Source organism: Novosphingobium resinovorum, assembly GCF_027922145.1.
GTDB lineage: Bacteria > Pseudomonadota > Alphaproteobacteria > Sphingomonadales > Sphingomonadaceae > Novosphingobium > Novosphingobium resinovorum.
Map to the genome: position 1 here is coordinate 73,859 of NZ_BSFC01000002.1, position 25,907 is coordinate 99,765.

Annotated in this window: 20 protein-coding genes; 9 read left to right on the forward strand and 11 right to left on the reverse strand. The window is 67.4% G+C overall.

Translation table 11 applies throughout. The annotated features are described in order from the left end of the window. Positions 1 to 80: 80 nt before the first annotated feature. Complete coding sequence (locus PKE80_RS00530; RefSeq protein ID WP_271180831.1) at positions 81 to 2,681, forward strand: M1 family metallopeptidase; 2,601 nt, start codon at positions 81 to 83, stop codon at positions 2,679 to 2,681. A 145-nt stretch (positions 2,682 to 2,826) separates the two neighbouring features. Here the strand turns inward: PKE80_RS00530 and PKE80_RS00535 are convergent, their stop codons facing one another. From PKE80_RS00535 to PKE80_RS00555, 5 genes are all read right to left on the reverse strand, one after another. Then, positions 2,827 to 4,227: a sensor histidine kinase gene (locus tag PKE80_RS00535; protein WP_370425010.1), complete on the reverse strand. Its 1,401-nt coding sequence runs from the start codon at positions 4,225 to 4,227 to the stop codon at positions 2,827 to 2,829. 50 nt (positions 4,228 to 4,277) lie between these two features. Then, entirely contained in the window at positions 4,278 to 5,021 is a 744-nt protein-coding gene (locus PKE80_RS00540) for a response regulator (RefSeq protein ID WP_271180833.1), read from the reverse strand. 32 nt (positions 5,022 to 5,053) lie between these two features. Next, a complete protein-coding gene (locus PKE80_RS00545) occupies positions 5,054 to 5,812 on the reverse strand; it encodes an EF-hand domain-containing protein (RefSeq protein WP_271180834.1) in 759 nt (252 codons plus the stop codon). Between the two features lie 216 nt (positions 5,813 to 6,028). Beyond that, positions 6,029 to 6,424 carry a cupin domain-containing protein gene (locus PKE80_RS00550; RefSeq protein ID WP_271180835.1) on the reverse strand — a complete coding sequence of 132 codons (396 nt, stop codon included), beginning with the start codon at positions 6,422 to 6,424 and terminating at the stop codon, positions 6,029 to 6,031. A gap of 1 nt (position 6,425) precedes the next feature. After that, positions 6,426 to 8,246 (reverse strand): aminopeptidase P family protein, encoded by a 1,821-nt coding sequence (locus PKE80_RS00555; RefSeq protein ID WP_271180836.1) that lies wholly within the window; start codon positions 8,244 to 8,246, stop codon positions 6,426 to 6,428. A 50-nt stretch (positions 8,247 to 8,296) separates the two neighbouring features. Here PKE80_RS00555 and PKE80_RS00560 point away from each other — a divergent pair, with 50 nt between their 5' ends. Together PKE80_RS00560 and PKE80_RS00565 are read left to right on the forward strand one after the other, a co-directional pair. Then, on the forward strand, positions 8,297 to 10,366 hold the full coding sequence (locus PKE80_RS00560; RefSeq protein WP_370425349.1) for a S9 family peptidase: 2,070 nt from the start codon (positions 8,297 to 8,299) through the stop codon (positions 10,364 to 10,366). Next, a complete protein-coding gene (locus PKE80_RS00565) occupies positions 10,366 to 10,752 on the forward strand; it encodes an acyl-CoA thioesterase (RefSeq protein WP_271180838.1) in 387 nt (128 codons plus the stop codon). The genes PKE80_RS00560 and PKE80_RS00565 overlap by 1 nt, the downstream gene beginning before the upstream one ends. A 94-nt stretch (positions 10,753 to 10,846) precedes the next feature. On the opposite strand, the gene PKE80_RS00570 is transcribed toward PKE80_RS00565, so the two are convergent. From PKE80_RS00570 to PKE80_RS00590, 5 genes are all read right to left on the reverse strand, one after another. Further along, positions 10,847 to 12,604 carry a cation:proton antiporter domain-containing protein gene (locus PKE80_RS00570; RefSeq protein WP_271180839.1) on the reverse strand — a complete coding sequence of 586 codons (1,758 nt, stop codon included), beginning with the start codon at positions 12,602 to 12,604 and terminating at the stop codon, positions 10,847 to 10,849. A gap of 358 nt (positions 12,605 to 12,962) precedes the next feature. Next, positions 12,963 to 13,388 (reverse strand): hypothetical protein, encoded by a 426-nt coding sequence (locus tag PKE80_RS00575; protein ID WP_271180840.1) that lies wholly within the window; start codon positions 13,386 to 13,388, stop codon positions 12,963 to 12,965. Then, positions 13,385 to 15,784: a DNA translocase FtsK gene (locus PKE80_RS00580; protein ID WP_271180841.1), complete on the reverse strand. Its 2,400-nt coding sequence runs from the start codon at positions 15,782 to 15,784 to the stop codon at positions 13,385 to 13,387. The genes PKE80_RS00575 and PKE80_RS00580 overlap by 4 nt, the downstream gene beginning before the upstream one ends. A 240-nt stretch (positions 15,785 to 16,024) precedes the next feature. Beyond that, entirely contained in the window at positions 16,025 to 17,869 is a 1,845-nt protein-coding gene (locus PKE80_RS00585; protein ID WP_271180842.1) for a flavin-containing monooxygenase, read from the reverse strand. Between the two features lie 81 nt (positions 17,870 to 17,950). Beyond that, positions 17,951 to 18,877 carry an SDR family NAD(P)-dependent oxidoreductase gene (locus PKE80_RS00590; protein WP_271180843.1) on the reverse strand — a complete coding sequence of 309 codons (927 nt, stop codon included), beginning with the start codon at positions 18,875 to 18,877 and terminating at the stop codon, positions 17,951 to 17,953. A gap of 260 nt (positions 18,878 to 19,137) precedes the next feature. On the opposite strand from PKE80_RS00590, the gene PKE80_RS00595 reads away from it, so the two are divergent. From PKE80_RS00595 to PKE80_RS00620, 6 genes are all read left to right on the forward strand, one after another. Beyond that, positions 19,138 to 20,742, forward strand: coding sequence for an NHL repeat-containing protein (locus PKE80_RS00595; RefSeq protein ID WP_271180844.1), 1,605 nt, complete (start codon positions 19,138 to 19,140; stop codon positions 20,740 to 20,742). A gap of 26 nt (positions 20,743 to 20,768) precedes the next feature. Further along, the gene (locus PKE80_RS00600; protein ID WP_271180845.1) at positions 20,769 to 21,182 is read left to right on the forward strand and encodes an EthD domain-containing protein; all 414 of its coding nucleotides are present in this window, start codon (positions 20,769 to 20,771) and stop codon (positions 21,180 to 21,182) included. Between the two features lies 1 nt (position 21,183). Beyond that, positions 21,184 to 22,431, forward strand: coding sequence for an MFS transporter (locus PKE80_RS00605; protein ID WP_271180846.1), 1,248 nt, complete (start codon positions 21,184 to 21,186; stop codon positions 22,429 to 22,431). Between the two features lie 82 nt (positions 22,432 to 22,513). Next, a complete protein-coding gene (locus PKE80_RS00610; RefSeq protein ID WP_271180847.1) occupies positions 22,514 to 23,872 on the forward strand; it encodes an aromatic ring-hydroxylating oxygenase subunit alpha in 1,359 nt (452 codons plus the stop codon). Position 23,873: 1 nt separating this feature from the next. Beyond that, positions 23,874 to 24,788 carry a VOC family protein gene (locus PKE80_RS00615; RefSeq protein ID WP_271180848.1) on the forward strand — a complete coding sequence of 305 codons (915 nt, stop codon included), beginning with the start codon at positions 23,874 to 23,876 and terminating at the stop codon, positions 24,786 to 24,788. Positions 24,789 to 24,845: 57 nt separating this feature from the next. Continuing rightward, positions 24,846 to 25,271: a Rap1a/Tai family immunity protein gene (locus PKE80_RS00620; protein WP_271180849.1), complete on the forward strand. Its 426-nt coding sequence runs from the start codon at positions 24,846 to 24,848 to the stop codon at positions 25,269 to 25,271. A 14-nt stretch (positions 25,272 to 25,285) separates the two neighbouring features. Here the strand turns inward: PKE80_RS00620 and PKE80_RS00625 are convergent, their stop codons facing one another. Continuing rightward, the gene (locus PKE80_RS00625) at positions 25,286 to 25,888 is read right to left on the reverse strand and encodes a TlpA family protein disulfide reductase (RefSeq protein ID WP_271180850.1); all 603 of its coding nucleotides are present in this window, start codon (positions 25,886 to 25,888) and stop codon (positions 25,286 to 25,288) included. Positions 25,889 to 25,907 lie beyond the last annotated feature (19 nt).

A 25,907-nucleotide genomic window follows, 5' to 3' on the forward strand; every position in this document is an offset into this window, starting at 1 on the left:
GCGGAAGCGTGTCGCGCGCGCTGCCCGGCGGGCGGGTCACGGCCAGCGGTCCCGGATCAAGTCCGGGACGACGTATCGTGATGCTGCTTGCCCTTCTGTTCGGCTGCATGACCGTAGCCGCGCAGGCGCAATCGGTCCCGCTCGGGCGGCTCGACGACACCGCCAAACCTGCGGCCTACCGGCTGGACCTCACCATCGATCCGTCCCGCCCGCGCTTTTCCGGGCATGCCGAGATCGACGTCATGCTCGCCGCGCCCGCCTCTTCCATCGTGCTGCACGGGCGCGGGCTCGACGTGTCGCGCGTCATTGCGCGGGCAGAGGGCCGGTCGATTGCCGGGCGCTGGCAGCAGATCGACCCCATCGGCGTCGCGCGAATCGAATTCCCGGAAGACCTGCCCGCCGGGCCGGTCACGCTGGCCTTCGATTACGGCGCCCCCTTTGCCGACGGACCTGCCGGACTTTTCCGCGAGCAGGTCGAAGGCGCATGGCATGTCTGGTCCCATTTCGAGGCGATCGATGCCCGCGCCGCGTTCCCCGGCTTCGACCAGCCCGGCTTCAAAACGCCCTTCACCCTCACCCTGCGGGTGCCCAAGGGCCTGACCGCGATAGGCAATGCGCCCGAAGCCGGGCCGCCGGTCATCGAGAACGGGCTGGAGGTGCACCGCTTCGCGCCCACCGCACCGCTGCCGACATACCTCGTCGCGATGATGGTCGGCCCGTTCGCATCGCTGGCGGGGGAGGCGAAGTCTTTGCCCCTGCGCATCGTCTCGACCCGGCAGAACGCCGACAGGCTGACTTTCGCGCTTGACGGTACGCGCCGCATCACCGGGTTGCTGGAGGATTATTTCGGCACGCCCTTTCCCTTCCCAAAGCTGGACCAGATCACCACGCCGGTCCTGCCCGGCGCCATGGAGAACGCGGGCGCGGCGCTCTATCGCGACGACCTGCTGGTGATGGATGCCGGGGCGCCGGTCACCCGGCAACGCGCCTTCGGCACGATCGTCGCGCACGAACTCGGCCATCAGTGGTTCGGCGATCTCGTCACTCCGGCATGGTGGGACGACTTGTGGCTGAACGAGAGCTTCGCCAACTGGATCGGCTACCGCATCGGTGACGCCTGGCGTCCGGACCTCGGCATCGCCGGAGATGCGCTGGGCACCGGATTCGAGGCGATGGAGACCGATGCTCTGCTCGCGGGTCGGCCGGTGCGCCAGCCCATCACGGACAGCCGCCGGATCGAAACTGCCTTCGATGCGATCACGTACGGCAAGGGCGGCCATGTTGTCGGCATGGTCGCTGCATGGCTGGGTGAAGAGCGGTTCCGCGAGGGCGTGCGCCGGTACATCGCCGCGCATGCGGGGGGCAGCGCCACCAGCGAGGACTTCTTCGCCGCGCTCGCCGAAGTCGCGGGCAATCCCAAGCTGGTGCCGGCGATGCGCAGCTTCGTCGAGCAGCAGGGCGTGCCGCTCCTTGCCATGCGGCGCGACGGGGACCGGGTCATGGTGACGCAATTGCGCTACACCACGGCGGGCGTCGCCCCGCCCGATACACGTTGGACGATCCCGCTGTGCCTGCGACGCCGGGATGGCAAAGGGGGAGAAGTGCGCCGCTGCTTCATCATGGACCAGCGCACGCAGAGCTTCACTCTGCCCGGAGAGGGGCCGGTGTTCCCCAACGCAGGCGGCACCGGCTATTACCGCTTCGAGCTGACTGCCGGGCACTGGCAGGAACTGATCGCCGGGGCCGACCGCCTGCCGGGCGGCGAGGCGCTGGCGCTGGTCGATTCGCTCTGGGCCTCGATCCGCGCCGGGCGCGGCACCATCGGCGAGATGGCGCGGCTGGAGCGCAAGCTCATCCGGCATCCCGATCCGCACGCCGCCGATGCCGCCGACAAGGCTCTGTCGAAGCTGGTGCGCGAGAACATCGTCGGCGCACCGGGACGGCGGGGGTTCCGGTTCCTGCGCGAGAAGCTCTACGGGCCGCTTCTGAAGGAGTATGGCTTCGACCCGCGCGCGGGCGTTTATGCGCGTGAGGGAGCGGCACGCGCGCAGCGGCGGGTGCAGGTGGTCAATGCGCTCGTCGGCACCGGCGCCGGGCGGCAGCTGCGAAAGCAGCTTGGCGCGGCTGCCGTGGCTTATCTGGCGGGTGATGGGGCTGCCCTCGACCCGGCGTGGTTCGACCATGCGTTCGATCTGTACCTCTACGATCGCGATGGAGCGGCGGTGCGCACGCTGGTGGACAAGGCGCTGGCTTCGGAGGACCCGGTATTCCGCCCGGCAGCGCTTGGCGCGGCGGCGCGCACGGGCTTTCCGGCGATGGCGGCGTGGCTGCTTTCGCTCGACGATCCGCGCCTGCGCGAGAGCGAGCGGCGCGATCTGCTCGACGGTATCATGGCGCGCAGTGCCAGCCGGGAATACGGGTATGGCTGGGCGCTGTCCCACGTCGGGGCGTTGCTCGGCGGGGCGGACGGGCAGGCGGTTTCGACGCGGTTGCCGCAGATGCTCGGGCGGTTCTGCTCGGTGGCCTGGGCGGACCGGATCGCGCGGGATTTCAAGGCGGCGTTCGCGGCGACGCCGGGGGCGCTCGAACTGGACCGCGCGGTCGAGCGGGTGCGCAATTGCGGGCTGCTCGACGACATGATGGGCGCGCAGATCGACGCGGAATTCGCGACGTTGCGGTAATTCCTCCCCCGACGGGGGAGGGGGACCATGCGAAGCATGGTGGAGGGGCACGCGGTGGATTGCCGGTCCTCGAAAGCTCGCGCGATCCCGCTTGTGCCCCTCCACCACCCTGCGGGTGGTCCCCCTCCCCGTTCCGGGGAGGAACTCAGCTCAGCGGCAGCTCCAGCCTCACCGTCAGACCCTCGACCTCGCCAGTTGCCGAAACCCGGTTCGCCAGCACCAGAGCGCCGCCGTGCTGGTCGGCGATAGCCCGCGCCAGAGCCAGGCCGAGGCCCGCCCCGCCGGTCGCCTTGTTGCGCGAAGGGTCGCCGCGCACGAAAGGATTGGTCATCGCCTCGATCTCGTCGTCGGGGATGCCGGGGCCGTCGTCCTCGATGCGGATCACGGCGCGATCGCCTTCCTTTTCCAGCCCCACCCGCGCGCCGCCGCCGTAGCGCAGCGCGTTGTCGATGAGGTTGCGCAAGGCGCGCCGCAGCCAGGTCGAGCGCAGTTCGAGGACGGTGCGCTGGGTGTCGCCGAGATCGACCGGCTCGCCCATGTCCTCGTATTCCTCGACGACCGAGGCGACGAGGGCGGACAGCTCGGTGCGTTCGCGCGGGTCGCTCGGGCGGCCGACGCGGGCGAGCGAGAGGATGTCGTCGAGCGTGCGCACGATGTCCTCGATCGTCGCGGCCATGCGGCCGCGCTCGATGTCGTCCTCGACCGATTCGATGCGCACGCGCAGGGCTGCGAGCGGGGTCTTGAGGTCGTGGCCGATGGCGCCCAGCATCACGTCCTTCTCATCCAGCATGGCGACGATGCGCGCTTCCATCGCGTTGTGCGCGACGATCAGGCGCTGCATGTCGTCCGGCCCGCTGGGATCGAGCTGGCCTGCCGAGCCGGGGCTGACCGCGAACTGCTCGACCCGCCGGGTGAGCGCGGCCAGCGGCCGGGTGATGCGCCGCAGGATCAGCGCGACGGCACCGACGAGCACGAGGTAGATGATCACCGTCTGCACGATCAGCGGGCGGATCATGACGCTGAAGGCGCGCGGACTGCGCACGCGGGCGACCATCCAGCTGGCCTTGCCGGGCTGCTTGACGCCGACCACCAGCAGGTGATCGTCCATCATCTCGCTGACTTCCGGCCCGTCGAGCCGTCCATGCGCGGCGCGCTTGTAGGTTTGGGTGCGGGCGAAGGCGTCGCGGCCGACGGTGCGGTGGACGACCACGATCTGCGAGGCGGGGAAGTCCTGTTCGGCCAGCGTGTGCTGCAGGCGGGCTTCCATGTCGTCATCGCGCTTCTCGCCGGTGCGCAGGGGCGAGCCATCGCTGAATTCCAGCGGAAAGCCGCGCAGGGGCGGCCCACCGAACGGCGTGCGATCCCGGTCCCGGTCATTCCCGCGCAGCATCCGGCCGAGCGCACCGCGTCCGCGCGTCTCGGCAATGAGCTTGAAGGCGACGGCATTGCTCATGCCCGCCTCGTAGCCCTCCAACTGGGCGCGGTAGACGAGCAGGGCGCCGATGCCCTGCACCAGCAGCAGCGCCGCCGCCACGGCGAGCAGCATCTGGCCCATCAGGCTGCGGGGCCTGAGCCTGGAAAGAATCGGAAGGTGCATCAGTCCTCTATCGGTACGCGGCGCACGTCCGCCGCCAGCATGTAGCCGCCGCCCCAGACCGTCTGGATGAGCTGGGCGTTGCGGCTGTCCTGCTCGATCTTGCGGCGCAGGCGGCTGACCTGGTTGTCCACCGCGCGGTCGAACAGGTGCGCCTCGCGGCCCTGCACCATGTCGAGCAGGCGGTCGCGGTTGAGCACTTGCCGGGGGTGTTCGAGGAAGGCCATCAGCAGCCGGTATTCCACCGAGGAAATGGCGACGACCGCGCCCTCGGAATCGATCAGGCGGCGCTTGAGCGGATCGAGCCGCCAGCCCTCGAATTCGAAGGCCTCGTTCTCGACCGGGGCGGGCGCAGCGCGCGAGGCGCGGCGCAGGACGCTGCGCACGCGGGCGACCAGTTCGCGCGGCTCGAACGGCTTCACGACATAGTCGTCGGCGCCGATCTCCAGCCCGACGATGCGGTCGGTCGCCTCGCCGCGCGCGGTGAGGAAGATCACCGGCACGTCCTGGGCCTCGACCAGATGGCGGCAGAGCGACAGGCCGTCCTCGCCGGGCATCATGATGTCCAGCAGGACGAGGTCGAATTTGGCGTCACGCAAGCGCGAGCGGGCCTCGGCCGCGCTCGATGCCTGGACGACGGCGAACCCCTGCCGCGACAGGTAGTCGCCCAGGGGTTCGCGAAGGGAAGCCTCGTCGTCGACGAGCAGCAGCTTGGCCGGAGAAGGAGCAGGCGCGGTATCGTTCATCTCTAAATCCATGGCGTTACCGCGCCTTCCTGTCAGTTCGCAGCCTTCTTGTCAGCCTTCTTGGTCTCCCAGCGGGCCTTGCGCTCGTCCATGTGCGCCTTGCGGGCCGCTGCGCGCTCTTCCTTGGTCACCTTGCCGTCGTGATTGGTGTCCTGCGCATCGAAGCGCTTGAGGGCAGCGGCAATGAACTCGGCCTGGGTGACGGCGCCGTCGTTGTTGGCGTCGGCCTGCTTCTCCATCATCATGCCGCCGCGCGGACCGCCGAAGCGACCGGGGCCGCCGCGGCCCATCTTGCCGCCGTGCATACCCCCGTGCATTCCGGCGCGCATGCCGTCATGCTCGCCGCCGGGAGGGGGCGGGGGAGGAGCGCCGTCTTCACCGGCGGGAGGCGGGGGCGGGGGGCCGTCCATGCCGTCAGGACCGGGGCCGCCGGGGCCACGCCCTTCAGGACCGCGATCGGCCATGAACTCGGCCTTGGAGATCGAGCCGTCGCCGTTGGTATCGAGCTTCGCGAACATTTTCTCGCGCATCTGCTGGTGCATCAGTTCGCGGTCGGCCTTGTCGAGCTTGCCGTCCTTGTTGACGTCGAGCTTCGCGAAGAGTTCGGTCGCGCGGGTCTGGGCCTCGGCGCGGGTGATCACGCCGTCGCCGTCGGCGTCCATCTTCGGACGCTCCATGCGGGGCTTTTGCGCGGCAGGGGCGTTGTTGGCAGGGGCCTGGGCGCAGGCCACGCCGCCGATCGTCAGTGCAGCAGCCGAAAGGCCGAGCAGCAGGGTCTTCATCGAGGTCATGTGTCTTGTCCCGTAACAATTGGATGAGAGCCACAGGACAGCAAGGGAAGGGAGGGGGAAAAACTGTCCTGCGGCTCTCTGTGATCCTGTCTAAACGCCGGTTGTCGCGCAGTTGTGCCGGGACATGCGTTTATTGTCGTCAATTGTCACAAGTAGAGCAGGGCGTTCATCTGCAAGCCATTCCTCCCCGAGCTTGTCTCCGGAGAGGGGGAGGATTTAGCGCGGGCGGCCCTGCGTGCCCATGCCCGCCGTCACGAACAGCGCGCTCGCGGGCTGCGAAACATCGGCGGTGTGCCACACGCCCGCCGGGTTCACGATGTACTGCCCCGCCAGCAAGGTCTCGGAATGGAGGCGGCCATCGGGGTATTCCTGGATCAGCGTGATCTCTCCGGACAGGCATACGACGAGTTCGTCGCCCTCCGGGTGCATCTCCCACGAATCCCAGCTGCTCGAGAAATCGTACATGCTGACGAGGCGGCCCTCCTTCCCATCGGCTGCGGTGCGCTCCCCATAGGCCGCGTACCAGTCCATCCCGGTGAAGGCGGGCTGGTCCGCGACCTTCGCGCCAAGGCCGAGGTGGACCGGAAAGGTGCGAAGGTCGCGCGCCGTCATGTCAGAGCGGCTCGCACTGGGCGTGCAGCCAGGTCAGCGCGTCTCCTTCCAGCTGCGGCGCGACGATCTCCAGCACCCGCGCGTGATAGTCGTTCCACCACGTGATTTCGGCTGGAGATAGCAGCGATGTGTCCACCAGGCGCCGCTCGATCGGCACGTGGGTGAGCGTCTCGAAGCCGTAGTATTCGCCGTCCGAGCCCGCGATCTCGCGCTTTTCGACGAGGATCAGGTTCTCGATGCGGATGCCGTATTCGCCGGTCTTGTAGTAGCCCGGCTCGTTCGAGAGGAACATGCCCGGCAGCAGCGGCTGGTCGGTGCCCGCTTGCCCGCCCGAAGACTTGGCGATGCGCTGCGGCCCTTCGTGAACGGCAAGGAAGCTGCCGACGCCGTGGCCGGTGCCGTGGGCATAATCGAGCCCGACCTGCCACAGCGCATGGCGCGCCAGCACGTCGAGCTGGCTGCCCGCCGTGCCCTTGGGGAACACCGCGAGGGCCAGCGCGATGTGGCCCTTGAGCACGCGGGTGAAGCGGTCCTTCACTTCGGCGAAGGGCGCATCAGGCCCGACCCAGACGGTGCGGGTGATGTCGGTGGTGCCGTCCGGATACTGCCCGCCCGAGTCGACGAGATAGACCGAGTTCGGCTCCAGCGTGAGGCTGGTTTCCTCCGACACGCGGTAGTGCGGGCTCGCGCCGTTCGGCCCGGCGCCGGAGATCGTGTCGAACGACAGGTCGCGCAAGGTCGGATCGAGCGCCCGGAAGTCCTGCAGCTTCGCGGCGGCCGACAGTTCGGTGACTTCGCCCTTGGGCGCCTCGACCGCGAGCCAGTGGAGGAAGCGCGTCACGGCGGCGGCATCGCGGCCCTGCGCGGCGCGGTGACCGGCCTGCTCGACCGGGTTCTTGACCGCCTTGGGCAGCACGGTGGGGTCGCGCTCTTCGACCAGCGTAGCGCCGACGCCGCGCAAGGTCTCGAAGATGGCGCTGACGGCCCGCTCGGGATCGATAGCGACGCGCTTGCCTGCCAGTTCACGCAGGCCCTCGACGAACGCGGTGCGCTCGCGGATGGTGACTGCGTTGCCGAGGTGGCGGCGGACTTCGTCGGTCACCTTTTCCCCGGCCATGAACAGGTCGACGGTGCCGTCCTTGCGCGCGATCACGTAGGACAGCGCGACGGGGGTGCGGTCCACGTCGGCGCCGCGGATGTTGAGCAGCCAGGCGATCGAATCGAGTGCGGTGATCACCGTCGCGTCGAGGTTCCGGGTCGCGAGCCATTCGGAAACGGCGGCGCGCTTGGCCTCGCTCGCCTCGCCGGTGAACGTGTCCGGGTGGACCACGGCGGGAGCGGCCGAAGGGGCGGGCTGGTCTTGCCACACGGCATCGATCGGGTTGCCCTCGACCGCGATCAGCGCGCCGCCCTTGGCCGCGAGCGTGGCTTCCACCGCCTGCGCCCACTTCGAGCCGTGAAGCCATGCGTCGTAGCCGATCCGCGCGCCCTTGGGCGTATGCTCGGCGAGCCATGCCGGAACGCTGGTCGTGGGCACGCTTTCGTAGGCATAGAGGCGGCCGTCCACCTGATCGCGCACCTGCAGGGTATAGCGTCCGTCCACGAACATGGCAGCGGCAGGCGAGCGGCCTGCGTCGGTCAGCACAACGGCGGTTCCGGCCGAGCCGCCGAAGCCGGTAAGCCATTCGAGCCGCTGGGCATAGGCGCCGACGTACTCGCTCATGTGCTCGTCGGAGATAGGGATCACGAAGCCATCGAGGCCGCGCGCCTTCAGTTCCTTGCGGAGCGCATCGAGGCGGGCTTCGTGGGTATTCATCAGCATGTCATGGGTTCCGGCTTGCGGGGGGTATTGAGCAATCATAGATGGTGCGCATGGCAGATTCCACCCCGACCCTCATCGGTCCCCCGCAGGCGGCGAAGAAGCCGCATTCCTTCACCCATCACGGCGTCACCGTCAGCGACGACTACGCCTGGCTGCGCGATCCCGGCTATCCCGAGGTGAAGGACAAGGAGGTCCTCGACCATCTCGAGGCCGAGAACCGCTGGTTCGAATCGAAGATGGACCAGCACAAGGGCCGCATCGACGCGCTGTTCAAGGAAATGCGCGGCCGCATCAAGGAAGCCGATTCGTCGGTCCCGCAGAAGGATGGCGACTGGCTCTACTGGATCGAGTTCGAGGAAGGCGCCGAATACAAGAAATGGTGGCGCAAACCCGTCGCGGGCGGCGAGCCCGAACTGATGCTCGACGAAGTGGCGCTCGCCGAGGGCAAGGACTACTTCCGCCTCGGCGCGATCTCGACGACGACGGACGGGCGGCTGCTCGCTTACGCGTATGACGACAACGGCTCGGAACGCTTCACCGCGCGGATCAAGGACCTGACCACCGGCGAACTGCTGCCGGACGAGATCCCCGGCACGCTGTCCTCGCTGGTCTGGGTGGCGAAGGACAAGGGCCTCGTCTACTCGCTGGCGAACGAGCAATGGCGTACCGACAATGCCCGCCTGCACTGGCTGGGCCAGCCGGTGGAAGACGACCTCGAACTGTTCCACGAGGATGACGAGGGTTTCCGCGTCGGCTCCTCGCTCTCCTCGAACGAGAAGTGGCTGCTGATCGGCACCAGCGACCATGAGACCAGCGAATGCCACATGGTCCTCGCCGACGATCCGCTGGGCGAGCAGATCCTGGTGAAGCCGCGCGTCAAGGGCGTGGAGTACGATGTCGATGAGCGCGGCGACGTGCTCTACATCCACACCAACGACACCCACGAGAACTTCCGCCTCGCCACCGCGCCGCTGGCGAACCCCGGCGAGTGGACGACGCTGATCGAGGGCACGAACGAGTTTTACCTGACGGGCTTCGATCTGTTCCGCGACTTCTACGTGATCGAGGGGCGCCGCGCCGGTCTCGACCAGATCGAGCTGCGCTATTATGACGATCCGACGCGGATCGAGCCGATCGCTTTTCCCGAGGCGAGCTATTCGGCGGGGCTCTCCAACAATCCCGAATGGCACATGGAGAAGCTGCGGCTGACGTACGAGTCGATGGTCGCTCCGTCCTCGGTGATGGACTACGATGTCGCCGCGCGCACGCTGGAGACGCTCAAGGTCCAGGAAATTCCTTCGGGCTACGACGGCTCGCTCTATGCCACCGAGCGGCTGGAGATACCTGCGCGCGACGGCACCGCGATCCCCGTTTCCATCGTCTATCGCAAGGACCGGACGGGAGCCGGGCCGCTGCACCTCTATGGCTACGGTGCTTACGGTATCGCCATCGATCCCGGCTTCTCGACCTCGCGCCTCAGCCTGGTCGATCGCGGGTTCGCCTATGCCATCGCGCATATCCGGGGCGGCGACGACCTTGGCCGCGCGTGGTACAAGGCGGGCAAGCTGGAGCGGCGTGAGAATACCTTCAACGACTTCGTCGATGTCGCCAAGGGCCTGATCGAGCGCGGCTTCACCGAGGCGGGCCGGATCAGCATCTCCGGCGGCTCGGCGGGCGGTGAACTGATGGGCGCGGTGATCAACTCCGACCCCGAGCTGTTCGGCGCGGTGGTGGCGCACGTGCCCTTCGTGGATGTGCTGAGCACCATGCTCGACGACACCCTGCCGCTGACGCCGGGCGAGTGGCCCGAATGGGGCAACCCGATCGAGGACAAGGCCGCCTTCGACCTGATCCTGAGCTACAGCCCCTACGATCAGGTCAAGCCGCAGGCCTACCCGCCGCTGATGGTGACCGCGGGCCTCAACGACCCGCGTGTAACCTACTGGGAGCCCGCGAAGTGGGTCGCGAAGCTGCGCGAGGTGAAGACCGACGGCAACGAACTGATCCTCAAGACCAACATGGGTGCGGGCCACGGCGGCAAGTCGGGCCGCTTCGAGAGCCTGAAGGAAACGGCGGAGGAGTTCGCCTTCATCCTGTGGCAGCTTGGGGTCGAAGGCTGATGTTCACCCTCACCTTCACCGCGCTGCCGGAGCACATCGATGTGATGGGCCACGTCAACAACGCGGTGTGGGTGCAGTGGATGGAGGCGATGGCGGGTGCGCACTGGGCCGCCGTCGCCCCGGCGGAGCATCAGGAAAAGTACGCGTGGCTCGTCACCCGCCACGAGATCGACTACCGCGGCAACATCCGCGAAGGCGAGAGCGTGACCGGCGAGACTTTCATCCCCGAAGGGCCGAGCGGTGCGCGCTTCGACCGGCGGGTGGATTTCCGTAACGCGGCGGGCAAGGTGATCGTCTCGGCCCGCACGACATGGGCGATGATCGACATCGCCTCCGGCCGGCTGATGCGTGTGCCACCGGAAGTGGCGGCGCCTTTCGTGGGCTGACCACCTTTCGTCACCCGCGAGCGCAGCGAAGCAATCCAGGGCGGCTTGATGCTGCTCTGGATTGCTTCGCTGCGCTTGCAATGACGACACCTAGCTACCGCCGGTCCCTCGGCCGCTGCGTGATGATGTGCTCCCGCGCGGCGCGCACGTCGCCGCCTTCGTACTGCACGGTCAGGCGTTCCTTGTCGCTCTTGCGGTACATCTGTTCGGCGCGGTCGATGTCGCCGAGCGCCACATCCAGCCCCTTGAGCGCCTTGCGCGCCAGCACCACCGCCGATTCCATCACCTCGCGCGCCATCGAGGCGATCGGCGCGTCCTTCAGCCGCACCAGCGCGCGGCGGTCGAACACGCGGGCGTGGACTTGCGCATTGGGGAACGCCTGGTGGACGGCCTGCAGGAACGGCTCGGTCAACTGGTCGCCGTCGATGCAGAAGACGATCAGTTCGGCCTCCGCCGCGCCCGCCTGGCGCAGCATGTCGATGCGAGTGCCGTCGCCGAACCAGACTTGCGCGCCGAAGTCCCGGGCGATGTCGATCATCTCGATGTCGGTGTCGATCATCGTTACCGGAATGTCGGCGGCGATCAGCATCTGCGCCACCGTCTGCCCGAAGCGGCCATAGCCCACGACGATCGCGTTGGCGCCGTCCTCGTGCGGGCCCTCGCGGACTTCCTTCTTGCCCTCGGGCCGCTCGCGGATGCCGCGCGTCGCCATCATCAGGAACGGCGTGGTGACCATGGAGAGAGTGACGATGGCGCTGAACAGGCTGGTCGCCTGCGCATCCACCAGCATCGCATTGCTGGCCTGCGCGAACAGGACGAAGGCGAACTCGCCCCCCTGGCTGAGTAGCAGGCCGAGCGCGAGGGCGCTGCGCCACTCCATCCGGAAGGCGAGGCCGAGCAGAAAGATGATCCCGCCCTTCACCGCGATCAGCGCCAGTGCCATCGCCATGACGAACAAGGGGCGTTCGGCGATGGCCGAGAGGTCCAGCATCATGCCCACCGACATGAAGAACAGCCCCAGCAGGATCGCGCGGAACGGTTCGACGTCGGCCTCGAGTTCATGGCGATAGGGCGAGTCGGCCAGCATGACGCCGGCGATGAAGGCGCCAAGCGCGGTCGAAAGGCCGAGCGCCTGCATCAAGGCGCCCGAGGCCATGACCGTGAACAGCGCGGCAAAGACGAACATCTCGCGCTCGCCGAGGTTGCCGATCAGGCCGAACAGCGGCCGGATGACGAAGCGCCCCGCGAGGATCAGGCCGACGATGGCGGCGACCGTCTCCAGCCCCAGCACCCATCCCGGCGGGCCGGAAGGCAGCGCCGGATTGCGGTTCATTGCCGCGATGATGGTGATCAGCGGGATGATCGACAGGTCCTGGAACAGCAGGATCGCGAAGGAGCGCTCGCCGAACGGCGTGTGCAGGCGCCCGGCGCTCTGCAGCATCGGCAGCACCTGCGCGGTAGACGACAGCCCCAGCGGCAGACCCAGCGCCAGCGAGGCCTGCAGGCTGAAGCCGGTGAAGAAGTAGATGACGGCGGACACCGCCAGTCCGCACAGCACCACCTGCAGCAAGCCGAGCCCGAATATCTCGTGCCGCATCTTCCACAGGCGCGCTGGCGCAAGTTCGAGACCGACGATGAACAGCAGCAGGGTGATGCCGAGTTCGGCGATCCCCATCTTGCTCTCCGGGTCGCCGACGAGGTTCAGGACGTAGGGGCCGAGCACCGCTCCGGTGGTGAGAAAACCCAGCGTCGCACCGATTCCCAGCCGCCGGAACAGCAGCACGAAGCCGAGCGCGGTTCCCAGCAGGAAAAATCCGTCGCGCAGCAGGAATGCCTGGGCATGTTCTTCCATCGGGGCCTTTCGAGGGTATTGCGTGGGGGAGGCGCGACTGTCTTAGCGGCGGGGTACGCCGGGGCCAACCATACAATGGTGGGGATGTTGTCGCATCAGGTAGGTGCGGTCGGCGGGGGCTTCTACAGGCTCAGGGTGAGCGGGATTGGGAGTACGATGCCATTTGATCAAAACCAATCCCTCGTCATTGCGAGCGCAGCAAAGCAATCCAGGGCCGCGCTGCACCGCCCTGGATTGCTTTGCTGCGCTCGCAATGACGAGGCAGAGAAAGTCTCAATCTTTGGAAAGCATGCTCTGAAATCCGCTCAGGCTGAGATTGTCGAAGCCCCCGCCCTCCAGAACCACGCCTTCGCCGCAGTTACCGCGGCAATATCCCCTGGCACACGTAGCGTATGACCAGCCCGTCCTCGTTATCCCAGCGCACCCGCTGCGTCGCGCCCGGCGTCGCCGAGCCGCCAAGCGGCGCGCCGCCCGGATTGAGCACCTGCCATTGCTCCACCCGCGTGGTTCCTGCGGTACAGTTCACGCTGCGCAGCATGAACTGCGTGGTGCCGCGCGGCATCTGGCCTTGCGCCTTGGTCAGAACATCCAGTTCGCGGAAGGTGCGGCCGAGACCGCCCGCCCTCATGCTCGCCGTGTCGATGCGGACGCTGCGGCCCACGGCGGTCTCGACCTCCTGCTTGAACACGCGCACCCAGTTGCCCGAGGTCGCGGTGAGCGTGGATGTCGCCGCGACGGAAACCACGGGGGCACCGGCCAGCACCAGCGCGACGATGAGCCTCAAAGCGGGCTCCCGTTCTCGTCGCGGTAGATGTCGCGGCGGCCGACGTGGTTGGCGGGGCCGACGTAGCCGTCCTGCTCCATGCGCTCGACCCACTTGGCGGCGGTATTGTAGCCCACGCCCATCTGGCGCTGCAGCCACGAGACCGAGACCTTCTGGTTCTCGAACACCAGCTGGCAAACCTGCCGGTACTTGCGCTCGTCGGGCTGGTCCGAGGCCGTCGCGTCGAGGTCGTCGAAGCCGAAGCTGCCTTCCTCAGGCTCGTTGGTGACGGCGTCGACGTAGTCGGGCTTGCCCTGCGAGCGCCAGTACGTGGCGACCTGCTCGACTTCCTCGTCCGAGACGAAGGGGCCGTGGACGCGCTTGATGGGGTCGGAGCTGGGCTTGTAGAGCATGTCGCCCTTGCCCAGCAGCTGCTCCGCGCCCTGTTCGCCAAGGATGGTGCGGCTGTCGATGCGGCTGGTGACGGCGAAGGACACGCGGGTCGGCAGGTTGGCCTTGATGACGCCGGTGATGACGTCCACCGATGGGCGCTGCGTCGCCATGATCAGGTGGATGCCCGCCGCGCGGCTCTTCTGCGAGAGGCGCTGGATCAGCACTTCGATTTCCTTGCCGACGGTGACCATGAGGTCGGCGAGTTCGTCAACGATCAGGACGATCTGCGGCAGAGCCTCATAGTCGAGCTGGCGGTCCTCGTAGAGTTCCTCGCCCGTCTCGGGGTCGAAACCGATCTGGATGCGGCGGCCCAGCGGCTTGCCCTTGGCGGCGGCGGTGCGGACCTTCTCGTTGAAGCTGGCGAGGTTGCGGACCGAAATCTCGCTCATCTGGCGATAGCGGCGCTCCATTTCCTCGACCGCCCACTTGAGCGCGCGGATCGCCTTGGGCGGTTCGGTGACCACGGGCGAGAGCAGGTGCGGGATGTCGTCGTAGCTCTTGAGTTCGAGCACCTTGGGATCGACGAGGATCAGACGGCACTGAGCGGGCGTCAGGCGGTACAGCAGGGACAGCAGGATCGCGTTGAGGCCGACCGACTTGCCCGAACCCGTCGTACCCGCGACGAGCAGGTGCGGCATCGTCGCCAGATCGGCGACGACCGGCTCGCCGGCGATGTCCTTGCCCAGGATGATCGGTAGCATGCCCTTGTGATGGGCGAAGGCTTCGGAGGCGACCATCTCCTTGAAGGAGACCATCTGGCGATCGGCGTTGGGCAGCTCGATACCCATGACGGTACGGCCGGGGATCGAGGACACGCGCGCGGAGATCGCCGACATGTTGCGGGCGATGTCGTCCGCCAGGCCGATGACGCGGCTGGCCTTGATACCGGGCGCCGGTTCCAGTTCGTACATGGTGACGACCGGGCCGGTGCGCACGGCGGTGATCTCGCCCTTGACGTTGAAGTCGTCGAGCACCGTTTCCAGCAGGCGCGCGTTGCGTTCCAGGCTGAGCTTGTCGATCTTGGGCTGCGAATTGGGCGCGGGGTCGGCCAGCAGGTCCAGCGAGGGCAGTTCGTACTTGTCGAACATGTCCTTCTGGCGGCTGTCCGAGCCGAACTGCGCGGGGATCGGCGCCGCCTTGGGGGCGCTGATCTCGGGCGCCTTGCGCGCGGGCGAAGAGGCGGCGGCGGGGATTTCCGCGACGCGAAGCGGGGCTTCGGCTTTCTCCGGCTTGTCCGCACGCTCGGCCTTGGGCTCCCGTTCCTTGCCGGGCTTGAACGGCAGGTCCTCGGCCGAGGGCAGGTTGATCGGGAGGCGGCCGATGCGGCCCGGCAGCGTGAGCAGGCGCGCCCAGTCGAAAGTGAAGACACGGCCCGCCAGCACAAGGCCGAGGCCGAGGCAGACTACCGCCAGCCCGAACTTGATCCCGCCATGTGCCGCCTCGGGCGCGAGGCCCGCCAGCGCGGTGATCGCCTTGGCGCCCAGCAGCCCGGAAATGCCGCCCATCGAGGCGGGCAGGGTACCGCCCGGCTTGGTGAACCACAGCGAGAGAACCGTGGCGATCAACAGCATCGACAGCGCCAGCACCCCGACCGGCACCCACCAGCGCTGGTCGGTATGCTCGACCTCGCCGTCGTCCTCCTCGACGAGCAACCACAGCTTGCGGCCGAAGACGTAGAGCAGCGGCACGAACAGCGCGGAAACCGGCCCGAACAGGAAGAGCGCGCGCTCGGCGGTCCAGGCGCCGGTCACGCCCATCCAGTTCTGCACGTCGCCGCCCGCGGCAGTGGAAGTGGAGGGGTCGGTCTGGTGGTAGCTCACCAGCGCGAGTGCGAGGAACACCATGCCCGCAAAGAGCACCAGCGCGCCGGACAGCTCTCCGGCACGGCGCAGCGAGCGCTTGAGTACGGCGCGCCAGTCCGGCTTGGCGATACGCCGACCGGGCGCGATGGGGCGGGTGGCCATTAAAATTTCCCTCGGGGTTTCCGGGGGCGATTATGCGTTCGCGGGGGACTCCGCGTCAAGAATGGACCGGGAACAGGGCTGTGGAGGCCGGTGAGCTGCATCGTCGTCCCGGACTTGATCCGGGATCGGTGGCTGTCTTCAGGTGTGAGCCATCAGCCGGGCACGCCGACGTGAGGTGGGCGGTTCATGGCCAGCGGTCCCGGATCAAGTCCGGGACGACGGGATCAACCGCCCCTCACTTCAGTTCACCGGCTCACGCGCCTCGAACGCCACGCCCGGCAGGTCGGGCGACAGGCGCCAGTCGGCCAGCATGTCGCGCCAGGCATCCCAGCCGGGCAGATACCCCTTGAACAAGGCCCACTTCAGTTCCTTGTCGCCCTCGTTGTTGAAGTAGCTGGGCGTGCACCCCTGCTGGAATTCGGACATGTCGACCTCGTTGGCGCGGCAGTGCGCCACGTAGCCAGCGACGCCCTCGGCGGTGGCGCAGAATTTGTCGGCGCCGCGCCGCACGGTTTCGCCGATCATGAAGGCGAGGTGTTCCGCCTGACGCCCGAACTGCTCGGTGGTGCTGGAGTTCGTCGCACCCTGGATGTAGCCCATGTAGAACATGCCGGGGAACTTGTCGGTGGTGACGCCGTGGAGAGTGGCGGGGCCATTCTCCCAGTGGTCGTAGATCGACAACCCGTTCTCGCCCTCGACGGTGGCGATGCCCCAGCGGCGTTTCAGGTCCGACGTCACCTCGAAGCCCGAGGCGAAGATCATCAGGTCGACTTCGTACTCCACGCCGTCGGCGACGAAGCCCTTCTCGGTCATGCGCTCCACGCCCTGCGTGGCGGAGACGTCGATGAGCTTGACGTTGGGCTGGTTGAAGGTGGGGTAGTAGTCGTTGTTCGACAGCGGCCGCTTGCACATGAAGCGGAACCACGGCTTTAGGCTTTCCGCCGTTTTCGGGTCCTCGACGATCGCATCGACGCGGCGGCGCAGGCGTTCCATGACCTGATAGTCCACCACGTCGCGCCGGGCCATGATCTGACCGATATCCAACTGGGGGAAGCCGTCCGCTTCCAGTTCGAGGTTCAGGTTGCGGCTGATCTCGGTCCAGATGTCGCAGATCTGGTCCGGCTCGCCGGGCAGGAAGAACTGTTGCGCGCCGCGATGGAAGTTCGCCATGCGCTCCTGCTGCCAGCCGGGCTGGAGCGAGGCCGCCCAGTCGGGATCGGTCGGCGGATTGGGCCGCTCGTCGATATTCGACGGCGTACGCTGGAGCACGTAGAGTTGCTTGGCGTACTTGCCGAGATAGGGCACCGCCTGGACCGAGGTGGCGCCGGTGCCGACGATGGCGACGCGCTTGTCACGCAGCTTTTCCAGCTCGGGTGCGGTCCACGATCCGCCGCTGTAGTCGTGCTCCCAGCGGCTGGTGTGGAACATCTTGCCCTTGAAGTCGTGGATGCCGGGGATGCCGGGCAGCTTGGGCATGTTCATCACGCCGCCCGCCATGACCACGAAGCGCGCGCGGATGTCGTCGCCGCGATTGGTCCTGACGTGCCAGCGCTTGATGGATTCGTCCCAGACGATCCCTTCCACCAGCGTGTGGAACAGCGCCTTGTCGGCCAGCTCGAAATCCTCGGCCATCTTCTGGCAATAGGCCTGGATTTCCCAGCCGTCGGAGAACTTCTTCGACGGCATGTAGCCCGTCTCTTCGAGCAGCGGCAGGTAGCAGTAGGCGTCGTTGTCGCACTGCACGCCGGGGTAGCGGTTCCAGTACCACACGCCGCCGAAACCGCCCGCGTGGTCGATGTTGCGCACGTTGGTCACGCCCTGCTTGCGCAAGTGATAGCCCGCAAGGATGCCGGAGAACCCGGCGCCGAGGATCGCCACATCGATGTCCTCGACCAGCGGCGCGCGCTCGGCAACAGGCGTGAAGGGATCATGGGCATAGTTGTCCGAGAAGTCCCCGGTCGGACGCACGTACTGTTCGCCGCCTTCGCGGCGCAGGCGCTTGTCGCGCTCGGCGAGGTACTTCGCCTTCAGCGCCGGAATGTCGAGTTCGTCCGGCGCGGGCACGTCGGTCTTAAGGCAGGTCATGTCGGGTCCCACTTCGTTCGAGGGCGCTGATCTGTGAGTGGCGGTGGCTCGCACGGCGACACAAGTCAACAGTGGTGTTGATTATCGCGCCTCGGCGATTTCGGAACGCGCCATGGCGAAGCTGTAGCCGAGGTGTTCGATGTATCCGTGCAGGCCGAGATCGAGCAGGCCGTCCTTGTCGTGCCACGCCTCGGCCGCGCTGCCGACGTCCTCGATCGTCCAGTGCGGGCGGTAGGTGCCCACGGTCTCGGCGATGAACATGCGCGAGATACGACCCGCCATCGATGAGACCAGCTCTCCCGAGACCGAGCAGCTTTCATGGCACAGCCAGCCCACCACCGGGGCGACCAATTCCGGTCCCATCGGCGGATACTGCGAGATGTCGAGGCCGTCGGCCATGCGGGTGACGGCGCCGGGAGCGATGATGTTGCACTTCACCCCGTGCGCCTCGCCCTCCAGCGCGGCGATGTTGTTGAGGCCGATCATGCCCGACTTCGACACGCCGTAGTTGACGCAGTTGACGTTGCCGTAGGCGCCGCCGATCGAGCTGGTCAGCACGATGCGCCCGTAGCCCGCGTCGCACATCGGCCCGAACGCGGCCTGCACGACGTGGAAGGCGCCGAGCAGGTGGACGTCCACCACTGCGCGGAAGTCCTCGTAGGGGATGTCGCGGATCGATCCGTAGCGCACGTTGCCCGCGTTGTGGATCAGCACGTCGATGCGGCCCCAGGTGTCAAGCGCGGCCTGGACGATGGCGCGGCCGCCTTCGGGCGTGGCGACGGTGTCGGCGTTGGCGATGGCTTCGCCGCCCGCCGCGACGATCTCGTCCACCACGCTCTGCGCGACGCTTGTATCCGGTCCGTCTCCCCGGATCACACCGCCCAGGTCGTTGACGACGACCTTGCAGCCGCGCTCGGCGAGCAGCAGGGCATAGGAACGGCCGAGGCCACGGCCGCCGCCGGTGACTACCGCGACGCGGCCGTCGAAACGCAGTTCAGGGGTAGGCATGGGGACTGTCCTCTCTCGGGGCGAGCGCGCCCGCCGGGAAAAACGGCGGCGTTCGAGGCTCGGCGTTCCGGTCGGGGCGCGTCTCAATGGGGTATTCGGTCTGGTGGACGAATATCTGCACGCAGCCGCGCTTGGCAACGGCGGGCACGTCGCTCAGGCGATGCTGTAAGCCTGCGGGCACATCGCGTTGCGCCCGTCCGCGCCCGCCTATACCGTCCAGCCAAAGACCCGGCTACGCGCCGGAAGAGAGGGATGTATACATGCTGGAAGCCGCTGGCCGTAATGCCAATGCCCAGAGTTCGACAGCGCCCGCCAAGCCGGGCGAGGGCTGGGGCCTGCACCGCATGACGCCCGCCAGCCGCCTCAACGGTGCCAACGGCATCCGCACCGGAGCGGATGGGCGCATCTACGTGGCGCAAGTCGCCGGCAGCAAGGTGAGCGCGATCGATGTCGATACCGGCGCGATCGAGACGATTTCTCCCAATGGCGGCGGCATCGTCGGGCCGGACGACCTTGCGTTCGACGAGGCGGGCAACCTCTATTGCACCGAGATCACCGAGGGGCGCGTCTCGATGATGACGCCTTCGGGGCAGTACAAGGTAATCTGCGGCGACATGCCCGTGGCGAACCCGATCACGTACCATCAGGGGCGCCTGATCGCGGGCGAGTTGCGCATCGGCGGGCGCATCATGGAACTCGACCGCGACGGCGGCGCACCGCGTGTGATCTTCGAGGGCGTGCCGATGGCCAATGCCTTCGAGGTCGGCCCGGACGGCAAGCTCTACTTTCCCGCGCAGGGCGCGAACGAGATCTGGCGCATCGGCCTCGACGGGGGCGAGCCGGAAGTCGTGGCGAAGGATCTCGGCGTGCCGGATTCGGTGAAGTTCCACCCGGACGGCTCGATCATTTCCACGCAGGTCTATTCGGGGCAGGTGCTCAAGATCGACCCGCGCACCGGCGCCAAGACGGTGCTGGCCGACATCGGGCCGGGGCTCGACAACGTGGCTTTCGTGAACGGGCGCACGTTCGTCAGCCACATCAACGGCTCGATCACTGAGATCGTCGCGCCGGGTCAGACGAAGCCGTTGGTGGAGAAGGGGCTGCAGTGGCCGCTCGGCCTTGCGGTCGATGCGAACGGGCACGTTCTGGTGGCGGACGGCGGGTTCACCTACCTGCTGCGCCCCGGCGAGCCGCTGCAGCTGGCGGGCATGCTGTTCTCGCCCGGCTTTCCGGGCTGGGTGCGCGATGTTGCGGCGAGCGGGCCGGACGAATGGATCGTCACCACCGCCAACGGCGACGTCGCCCGCTGGAACCCGGCCGCCGCGACCAGCGAAGTGCTGGCGAGCGGCCACGACCGGCTGATGGGCGTTGCCGTCACCCCCGGCGGCGTCGTCTTCGCCGAGTTCGGCACTGGCAAGGTCCATGCGATCGAGGGCGGCAAGGTCGCCGAACTGGCCAGCGGCCTCGACCGGCCGATGGGCGTCGCGGTGTCCGGCGACGGCACCGTCTACGTCGCCGAAAGCGGCGCGGGCCGCGTGGTGAAGCTGGTCGGCGGGCGCAAGGAAGTGGTGCTCGACGGTCTCGCCCGGCCCGAGGGGCTGGCGATCGCGGGGGGCACGCTGTTCGTCGCCGATCCGGGCGCCAATGCGCTTGTCGCCAGTGATCTGGCGGGCGGCGCGCGCGAGGTCGTCGCCAGTTACTTGCCGATGGGCGGGCCGGGCGGGTTGCAGCCGGTGCAGCTTGGCGGCGTGGGCGACATGTGCGGGCCGATGAACACCTTCACCGGCGTCGCCGTCGCGCCTGACGGCACCGTCTACCTCTCCGCCGATGCCGAGGGCAGCGTGCTCGCCCTTCGTCGCCTTTAGCGCGCCGTCTTTAAGGGAGCCCCTCGATGCTCAAGCAGATCTGCTTCTTCCGCAAGCGCGCGGACATGACCATGGACGAATTCATGGACTACTACGAGAACCAGCACTCGCAGCTGGCGAAGAAGTCCGGCGCCAAGCCTGCGATCCCCAATGCGGTGCGCTACGTGCGGCGCTATCTGGTGCCGGAGAAGAACCCGATCACCGGGCAGATCCACGATCCGGGCTACGACTGCATCATGGAAATCTGGTGGAACAGCCGCGAGGATTTCGAGCGCTCGCAGGCGATCATCTCCGCGCCCGAGCGTCTGCCGATGACCAAGGCGGACGAGGAGAGGCTGTTCGCGAGCCACGATAATCCGGTCGTGACCTGCATCGAGTACGATTCGCCGATGGGCCCGAACGGCGAGGCCACGCATGTGGACCTGCGGTACGAGAACTGAGATGCACGCACCCGCACCTCCGGCCGCGCGCGACGAATGGCGCGCGCATCCGCTGCTGCCGGTGGCGGCGGGGCTGGGTTATGCCACCAGCGTCATCCACATCTACGGCATCGGCCCGTTCTATGGCCCCGTCGCGGCCGAGTTTGGCTGGAGCCGCACCGAAGTCACTTTCGGCCTGACTCTGGCGACGCTGGTGCAGGCGGTGGGCGGGGTGTTCATCGGCCTTGCGGTGGACCGCTTCGGCCCGCGCCGCTTCGGCGTGATCGGGCTGGTGCTGCTGGGCCTCGCCTTCGCCCTGCTGGGCACGGCCGACGGATCGCTGCTGAACTGGTATCTGCTCTGGGGCCTCGTTGCGCTGGCGGCCCTGCCGGTGCAGGCTTCGGTATGGACGAGCGCGGTCGCCTCGCGCTTCACGGTGTCGCGGGGCATGGCCTTCGCGGTGACCTTGTGCGGCGCTTCGATCGCGGCGGGGGTGTTCCCGCCGATGGCGACATGGCTGATCGGCGCGCTGGGCTGGCGCGGAGCGTTTCCGGTGCAAGCGGCGATCTGGCTGGGGATCGCGTTTCCGGTGATCCTCATGTTCTTCCATGGCCGCTATGACCGGGGCCGCAGGCAGACCGTCGAGGACGCGGCCGCCCGCCCCGCCGATCTTCCCGGAGCGACCTTGCGCGAAGGGCTGACCTCCAGCGTCTACCACCGCCTGTTCGCCGCCAGTCTGCTGTTCACCTTCACCGTGATCGCGCTGGTGGTCCATTTCACCGCGATTCTCGGCGACGCGGGGGCGAGTCCGATGACGGCCGCTGCGATCGCGTCGTTCGTCGGCTGGTTCTCGCTGGCGGGGAGGCTCGGCACCGGAGCGCTGCTCGACCGGCTGCCTGCTTCGCTGGTGGGCGCGGCGGTGTTCATGCTGCCGGTAGCGGGGTGCCTGCTGCTGCTGCTCGGCGGCGGTTCATTGGTGGCGATGGGGGCGGCCTCGGCGCTGATCGGGCTGACTTTGGGGGCCGAGATCGACGTCGTCGTCTATCTCCTCACCCGGCATTTCGGGTTGCGGAACTTCGGCGGGCTCTATGGCGGACTGCTGGCGGCACTGTCGATCGGCACTGCGACCGGGCCGCTCGCCGCCGCGCAGTTCTACGACCGGACCGGCAGCTATGCGGGCTTCCTGTGGCTGGCGCTGGCCTTCATGGCCGCCAGCAGCGTGGCGATCGGCACGCTGCCAAGAGGCAAGGCCACCTATGCCGCACATTGAAGGAACGCCCCGGCGGTTTGCCCCGCCATGCCGATAATGAGATAACCGCCGCAAACCCGAACAAGCAGGAACGAGGATATCCATGGGCGAAATCGGCAAGATCGTTCAGGCGCCGGAGGAACTGGTCGCCCCGGTCAACGTGCCTGCCGAGGCTTACGTCTCCCCCGAATACGCGCGCGCCGAAGTGGACAAGCTGTGGCGCAAGGTCTGGCTGCAGGCTGGCCGGGTGGAGGACATTCCCGAAGTGGGCGACTTCATCACCTTCGACATCGTCCACGATTCGGTGATCGTGGTGCGCGCATCGGCGGATGAGATTCACGCATTCCACAACGTTTGCCCGCACCGGGGCCGCAAGCTGGTCGATACCCCTCCCGGCCAGCGCAATGCGCGCGGCAATCGCCGGACGCTGATCTGCGGCTACCACGGCTGGACCTTCGGCCTCGACGGCGCGAATACTTATGTCGAGCACGAGGCGGACTGGCAGGGGCACTTGTGCGCCGGCCGTGCCGATCTCGGCAAGGTGCGGGTGGAGACGTGGGGCGGCTGGCTCTGGATCACCCTCGATCCTGAGGCGATGCCGCTGGCGGACTATCTCAATCCGGCCGCGACGATGCTCGATCCCTACGGCCTTCAGAACATGCGCCCGCGCTGGCGCAAATGGGTGGTGTTCGAATGCAACTGGAAGGTCGCGATGGAGGCCTTCTGCGAGACCTACCACGTTTCCACCACGCACCCGGAATTCATGGAATTCGGCCAGTTCCGAGGCTGGGCGCGCAACCAGGGCCTGCATTCCAACATCGGCTACGAGGCGCCCAAGGGGCAGGAGGAAGATTCCGGCAAGCTGCGCCTCGGTGCCGGTGAAGACCCGCGCCTGACCACGGCGGACATGCAGAACTTCACCTGGGCCAACGCCAACACCAACACCACGATGACGCTGGTGGGCGTGGCGAACCGTCTCAAGGACGAACTGCCCGAGGGCACCCCGGCGGCCGAAGTCTCGAAATACTGGATACAGACCGCTAAGGCCGAGGACGCGGCGCGCGGCGTCGTCTGGGCGCAGGTCGATCCGCTGCACACCGCACAGGCGGGCACGGCCTGGCAGATCTTCCCGAACTTCCAGATCGGTCACGCGGTCAACAACATGCTGTGTTATCAGGCGCGGCCCTATGGCACCGACCCTGACAAGTGTATCTTCGAGGCGGCGGTCTACGAACTCTGGCCGGAAGGGGAGGCGCCGCAGACCGACTGGGAATACACCGAGCCCGCCGACTGGCCGCCGGTGCTTCAGCAGGACTTCGCCAACATGGCGGCGGTGCAGCAGGGGATGAAGAACGTCGGCTTCCGGGGTGCGCAGCCCAATCCCTACATGGAGCGCTCGGTCGCCTCGCTGCACATGAACCTCGCGAAGTTCATGGGGACGGGCGCGCCCAAGACGTACTGAGGTGCAGTTCCCCCTCGTCCATGTGAGCTGGGCGCTGGCCGACAACGCACAGCGCCCCGCCTGCGACGCCTTCTTCCGGGAGGTCTTCGGCGCGCAGACCGCTTACGAGATACTCGTCACGCCGGAGACGGAAAAGCTCGGCCTTGACCGTGAGGAATCGCTGCTGATGATCGGCGACACCATGGTCATCCCGATCGCGCCCGCTGGTCCCGGCACGGTGGAAGGCAACCCGCTGGGCGACATGCTGCGCCGTTCGGCGGCGCCGGGGCGCTGGATCGGGCTGGCGCTCAAGGTGGCCGATCTCGGCAAGGCGGATGCGTGGTTCGCCGCGCGCGGTTTCAAGCGGTTCTACGATCCCGGAATGGAAGCGCACTATTTCCTCGTGCCGAAGGGCCAGATGCTGGGAATGCGGCTGGAGATCGTGAAGCAGGACATGCCGAACGATCCGCGCCGCGATCCGGCATGGCGGCCTTCCGGGGATCATCCGCTCGGTATCGAGGGGCTGCAGGCGGTCGGTGTCAGCACCCCCTCGCTGGCCGAGGCGCGGGCGCTGTTCGGGAACGGGCTCGAATGGTCCGCGATCGGCGAACGCGACCTGCCCGAAGGGCGCTGCGCCGCCTTTGCCATGGGCGACACCGTGATCGAGGCGCTGGAAGGCGCACCCGGTTCATCCGCCGCGCGTCATGCTGCCGAGGTGAAGGGCATCTGCCATCTCGTCTTCAAGGTTCGCGATGCGGCAGCGGCGGCGGCCCGGCTGCGGAGCCGGGGCCTGCCGCTGATCGGCGAGGTAGAGGACCGTTTCGCCATACACCCCGATGCGGCGCACGGGCGGCTGATCTGGCTTACCGGCCAAATCCCGCCGGGCTATCCTCCGGTCGGATCGAAGCTGGGCACATTCTCCCTGCCGCCGAGTTGATTGACGGGCGCGGCATTCGGACCGAATGTCCCGCGTGCCTGTTGGAGACACGTGAGAATGCCATCTGCACATCTGGTGACCAGGCTGGCCTGCCTTGCCGTGGCGGCGCCGCTGGGGCTGCTTCCCGTCGCCGCCGACGCCAGCTTCTATACCGGCAACGAACTCTACAAGGTCTGCACTGCTGATCGCGGTAGCAACACGTACGTCGAGAACACCTACGAATGCATCGCCTATATCACCGGCGCCGTCGATGCGTTCAACACGGTTCGCCGGACCGACACGACGAGGACCTGCATCCCCGGGGATGTGACGATCGCCGAGTTGCGCCGTGCGACGGTGGCCTATCTTTCCGATAACCCGGACAAGCGCAGCGAATCCGCGTCGGACCTCGTCTTCGCGGCGACGCGCACGCAATGGCTCTGTGCCAGCAAGCCCGCGACATCGGTCAAGACCAAGAAGAAGGCGACCAAGAAGAAAAGGTAGCTGCGGTCCCGGTTTTACTTCGCTTCGGCGATCAGCTTGAGCGCCTCGGGCGAGGTCCAGTCGTTGCCGCCGGTATAGCGCCACACTTCCTTGCCCTGCCTGTCGAACATGATGGTGACCGGCAGGTTCCCGCCGTACTGGAAGCCGAGGTCGCCCTGCTCGTCCACCCAGGGCTGGATTTGCTCGAGTTCCCGGCGGCGCAGGATCTCGACGACCTTGTCGGTCTGACCCATGTCCTGCGAAATCGGCAGGATCGTCACGCCCAGTTCGCCCTCGCGGTCGATCAGCTTGTTCAGCGTGGGCATTTCCGCGATGCACGGTGCGCACCACGTGGCCCACAGGTTGACCAGCAGCGGCTTGCCCTTGAACGAGGAGAGGTCGAGGCTTTCGCCTGTGTTGTCGACCAGGCTGACGGTCGGCATCGGCTCGCCCTTGTGCGACCGATCGAGCTTGCCGCCTGCTTCGGGCGCCTGCGCCGGGCCGGCCTGTTTCGCTTCTTCGGAAGCCGCCGGTTGCGCGTCCTTGTTCCCTTTACTATCGCAGCCCGCAATCACGAGGGCCGAGGCCCCGGCCAGCGAACACAGGACGAGCGACTTGAGCGAACGGGAAGACAGCAAGGCGACAGGCTCCAATGCA

Coding starts and splice junctions, on each gene's coding strand:
- PKE80_RS00530 (WP_271180831.1), top strand. CDS start 81: ATGCTGCTTGCCCTTCTGTTCGGCTGCATGACCGTAGCCGCGCAGGCG.
- PKE80_RS00550 (WP_271180835.1), bottom strand. CDS start 6,424: ATGACGGCGCGCGACCTTCGCACCTTTCCGGTCCACCTCGGCCTTGGC.
- PKE80_RS00595 (WP_271180844.1), top strand. CDS start 19,138: ATGCTGGAAGCCGCTGGCCGTAATGCCAATGCCCAGAGTTCGACAGCG.
- PKE80_RS00540 (WP_271180833.1), bottom strand. CDS start 5,021: ATGAACGATACCGCGCCTGCTCCTTCTCCGGCCAAGCTGCTGCTCGTC.
- PKE80_RS00585 (WP_271180842.1), bottom strand. CDS start 17,869: ATGACCTGCCTTAAGACCGACGTGCCCGCGCCGGACGAACTCGACATT.
- PKE80_RS00555 (WP_271180836.1), bottom strand. CDS start 8,246: ATGCTGATGAATACCCACGAAGCCCGCCTCGATGCGCTCCGCAAGGAA.
- PKE80_RS00620 (WP_271180849.1), top strand. CDS start 24,846: ATGCCATCTGCACATCTGGTGACCAGGCTGGCCTGCCTTGCCGTGGCG.
- PKE80_RS00545 (WP_271180834.1), bottom strand. CDS start 5,812: ATGACCTCGATGAAGACCCTGCTGCTCGGCCTTTCGGCTGCTGCACTG.
- PKE80_RS00605 (WP_271180846.1), top strand. CDS start 21,184: ATGCACGCACCCGCACCTCCGGCCGCGCGCGACGAATGGCGCGCGCAT.
- PKE80_RS00580 (WP_271180841.1), bottom strand. CDS start 15,784: ATGGCCACCCGCCCCATCGCGCCCGGTCGGCGTATCGCCAAGCCGGAC.
- PKE80_RS00535 (WP_370425010.1), bottom strand. CDS start 4,227: ATGCTGCTCGCCGTGGCGGCGGCGCTGCTGCTGGTGCAGGGCATCGGC.
- PKE80_RS00560 (WP_370425349.1), top strand. CDS start 8,297: ATGGCAGATTCCACCCCGACCCTCATCGGTCCCCCGCAGGCGGCGAAG.
- PKE80_RS00565 (WP_271180838.1), top strand. CDS start 10,366: ATGTTCACCCTCACCTTCACCGCGCTGCCGGAGCACATCGATGTGATG.
- PKE80_RS00570 (WP_271180839.1), bottom strand. CDS start 12,604: ATGGAAGAACATGCCCAGGCATTCCTGCTGCGCGACGGATTTTTCCTG.
- PKE80_RS00600 (WP_271180845.1), top strand. CDS start 20,769: ATGCTCAAGCAGATCTGCTTCTTCCGCAAGCGCGCGGACATGACCATG.
- PKE80_RS00590 (WP_271180843.1), bottom strand. CDS start 18,877: ATGCCTACCCCTGAACTGCGTTTCGACGGCCGCGTCGCGGTAGTCACC.
- PKE80_RS00610 (WP_271180847.1), top strand. CDS start 22,514: ATGGGCGAAATCGGCAAGATCGTTCAGGCGCCGGAGGAACTGGTCGCC.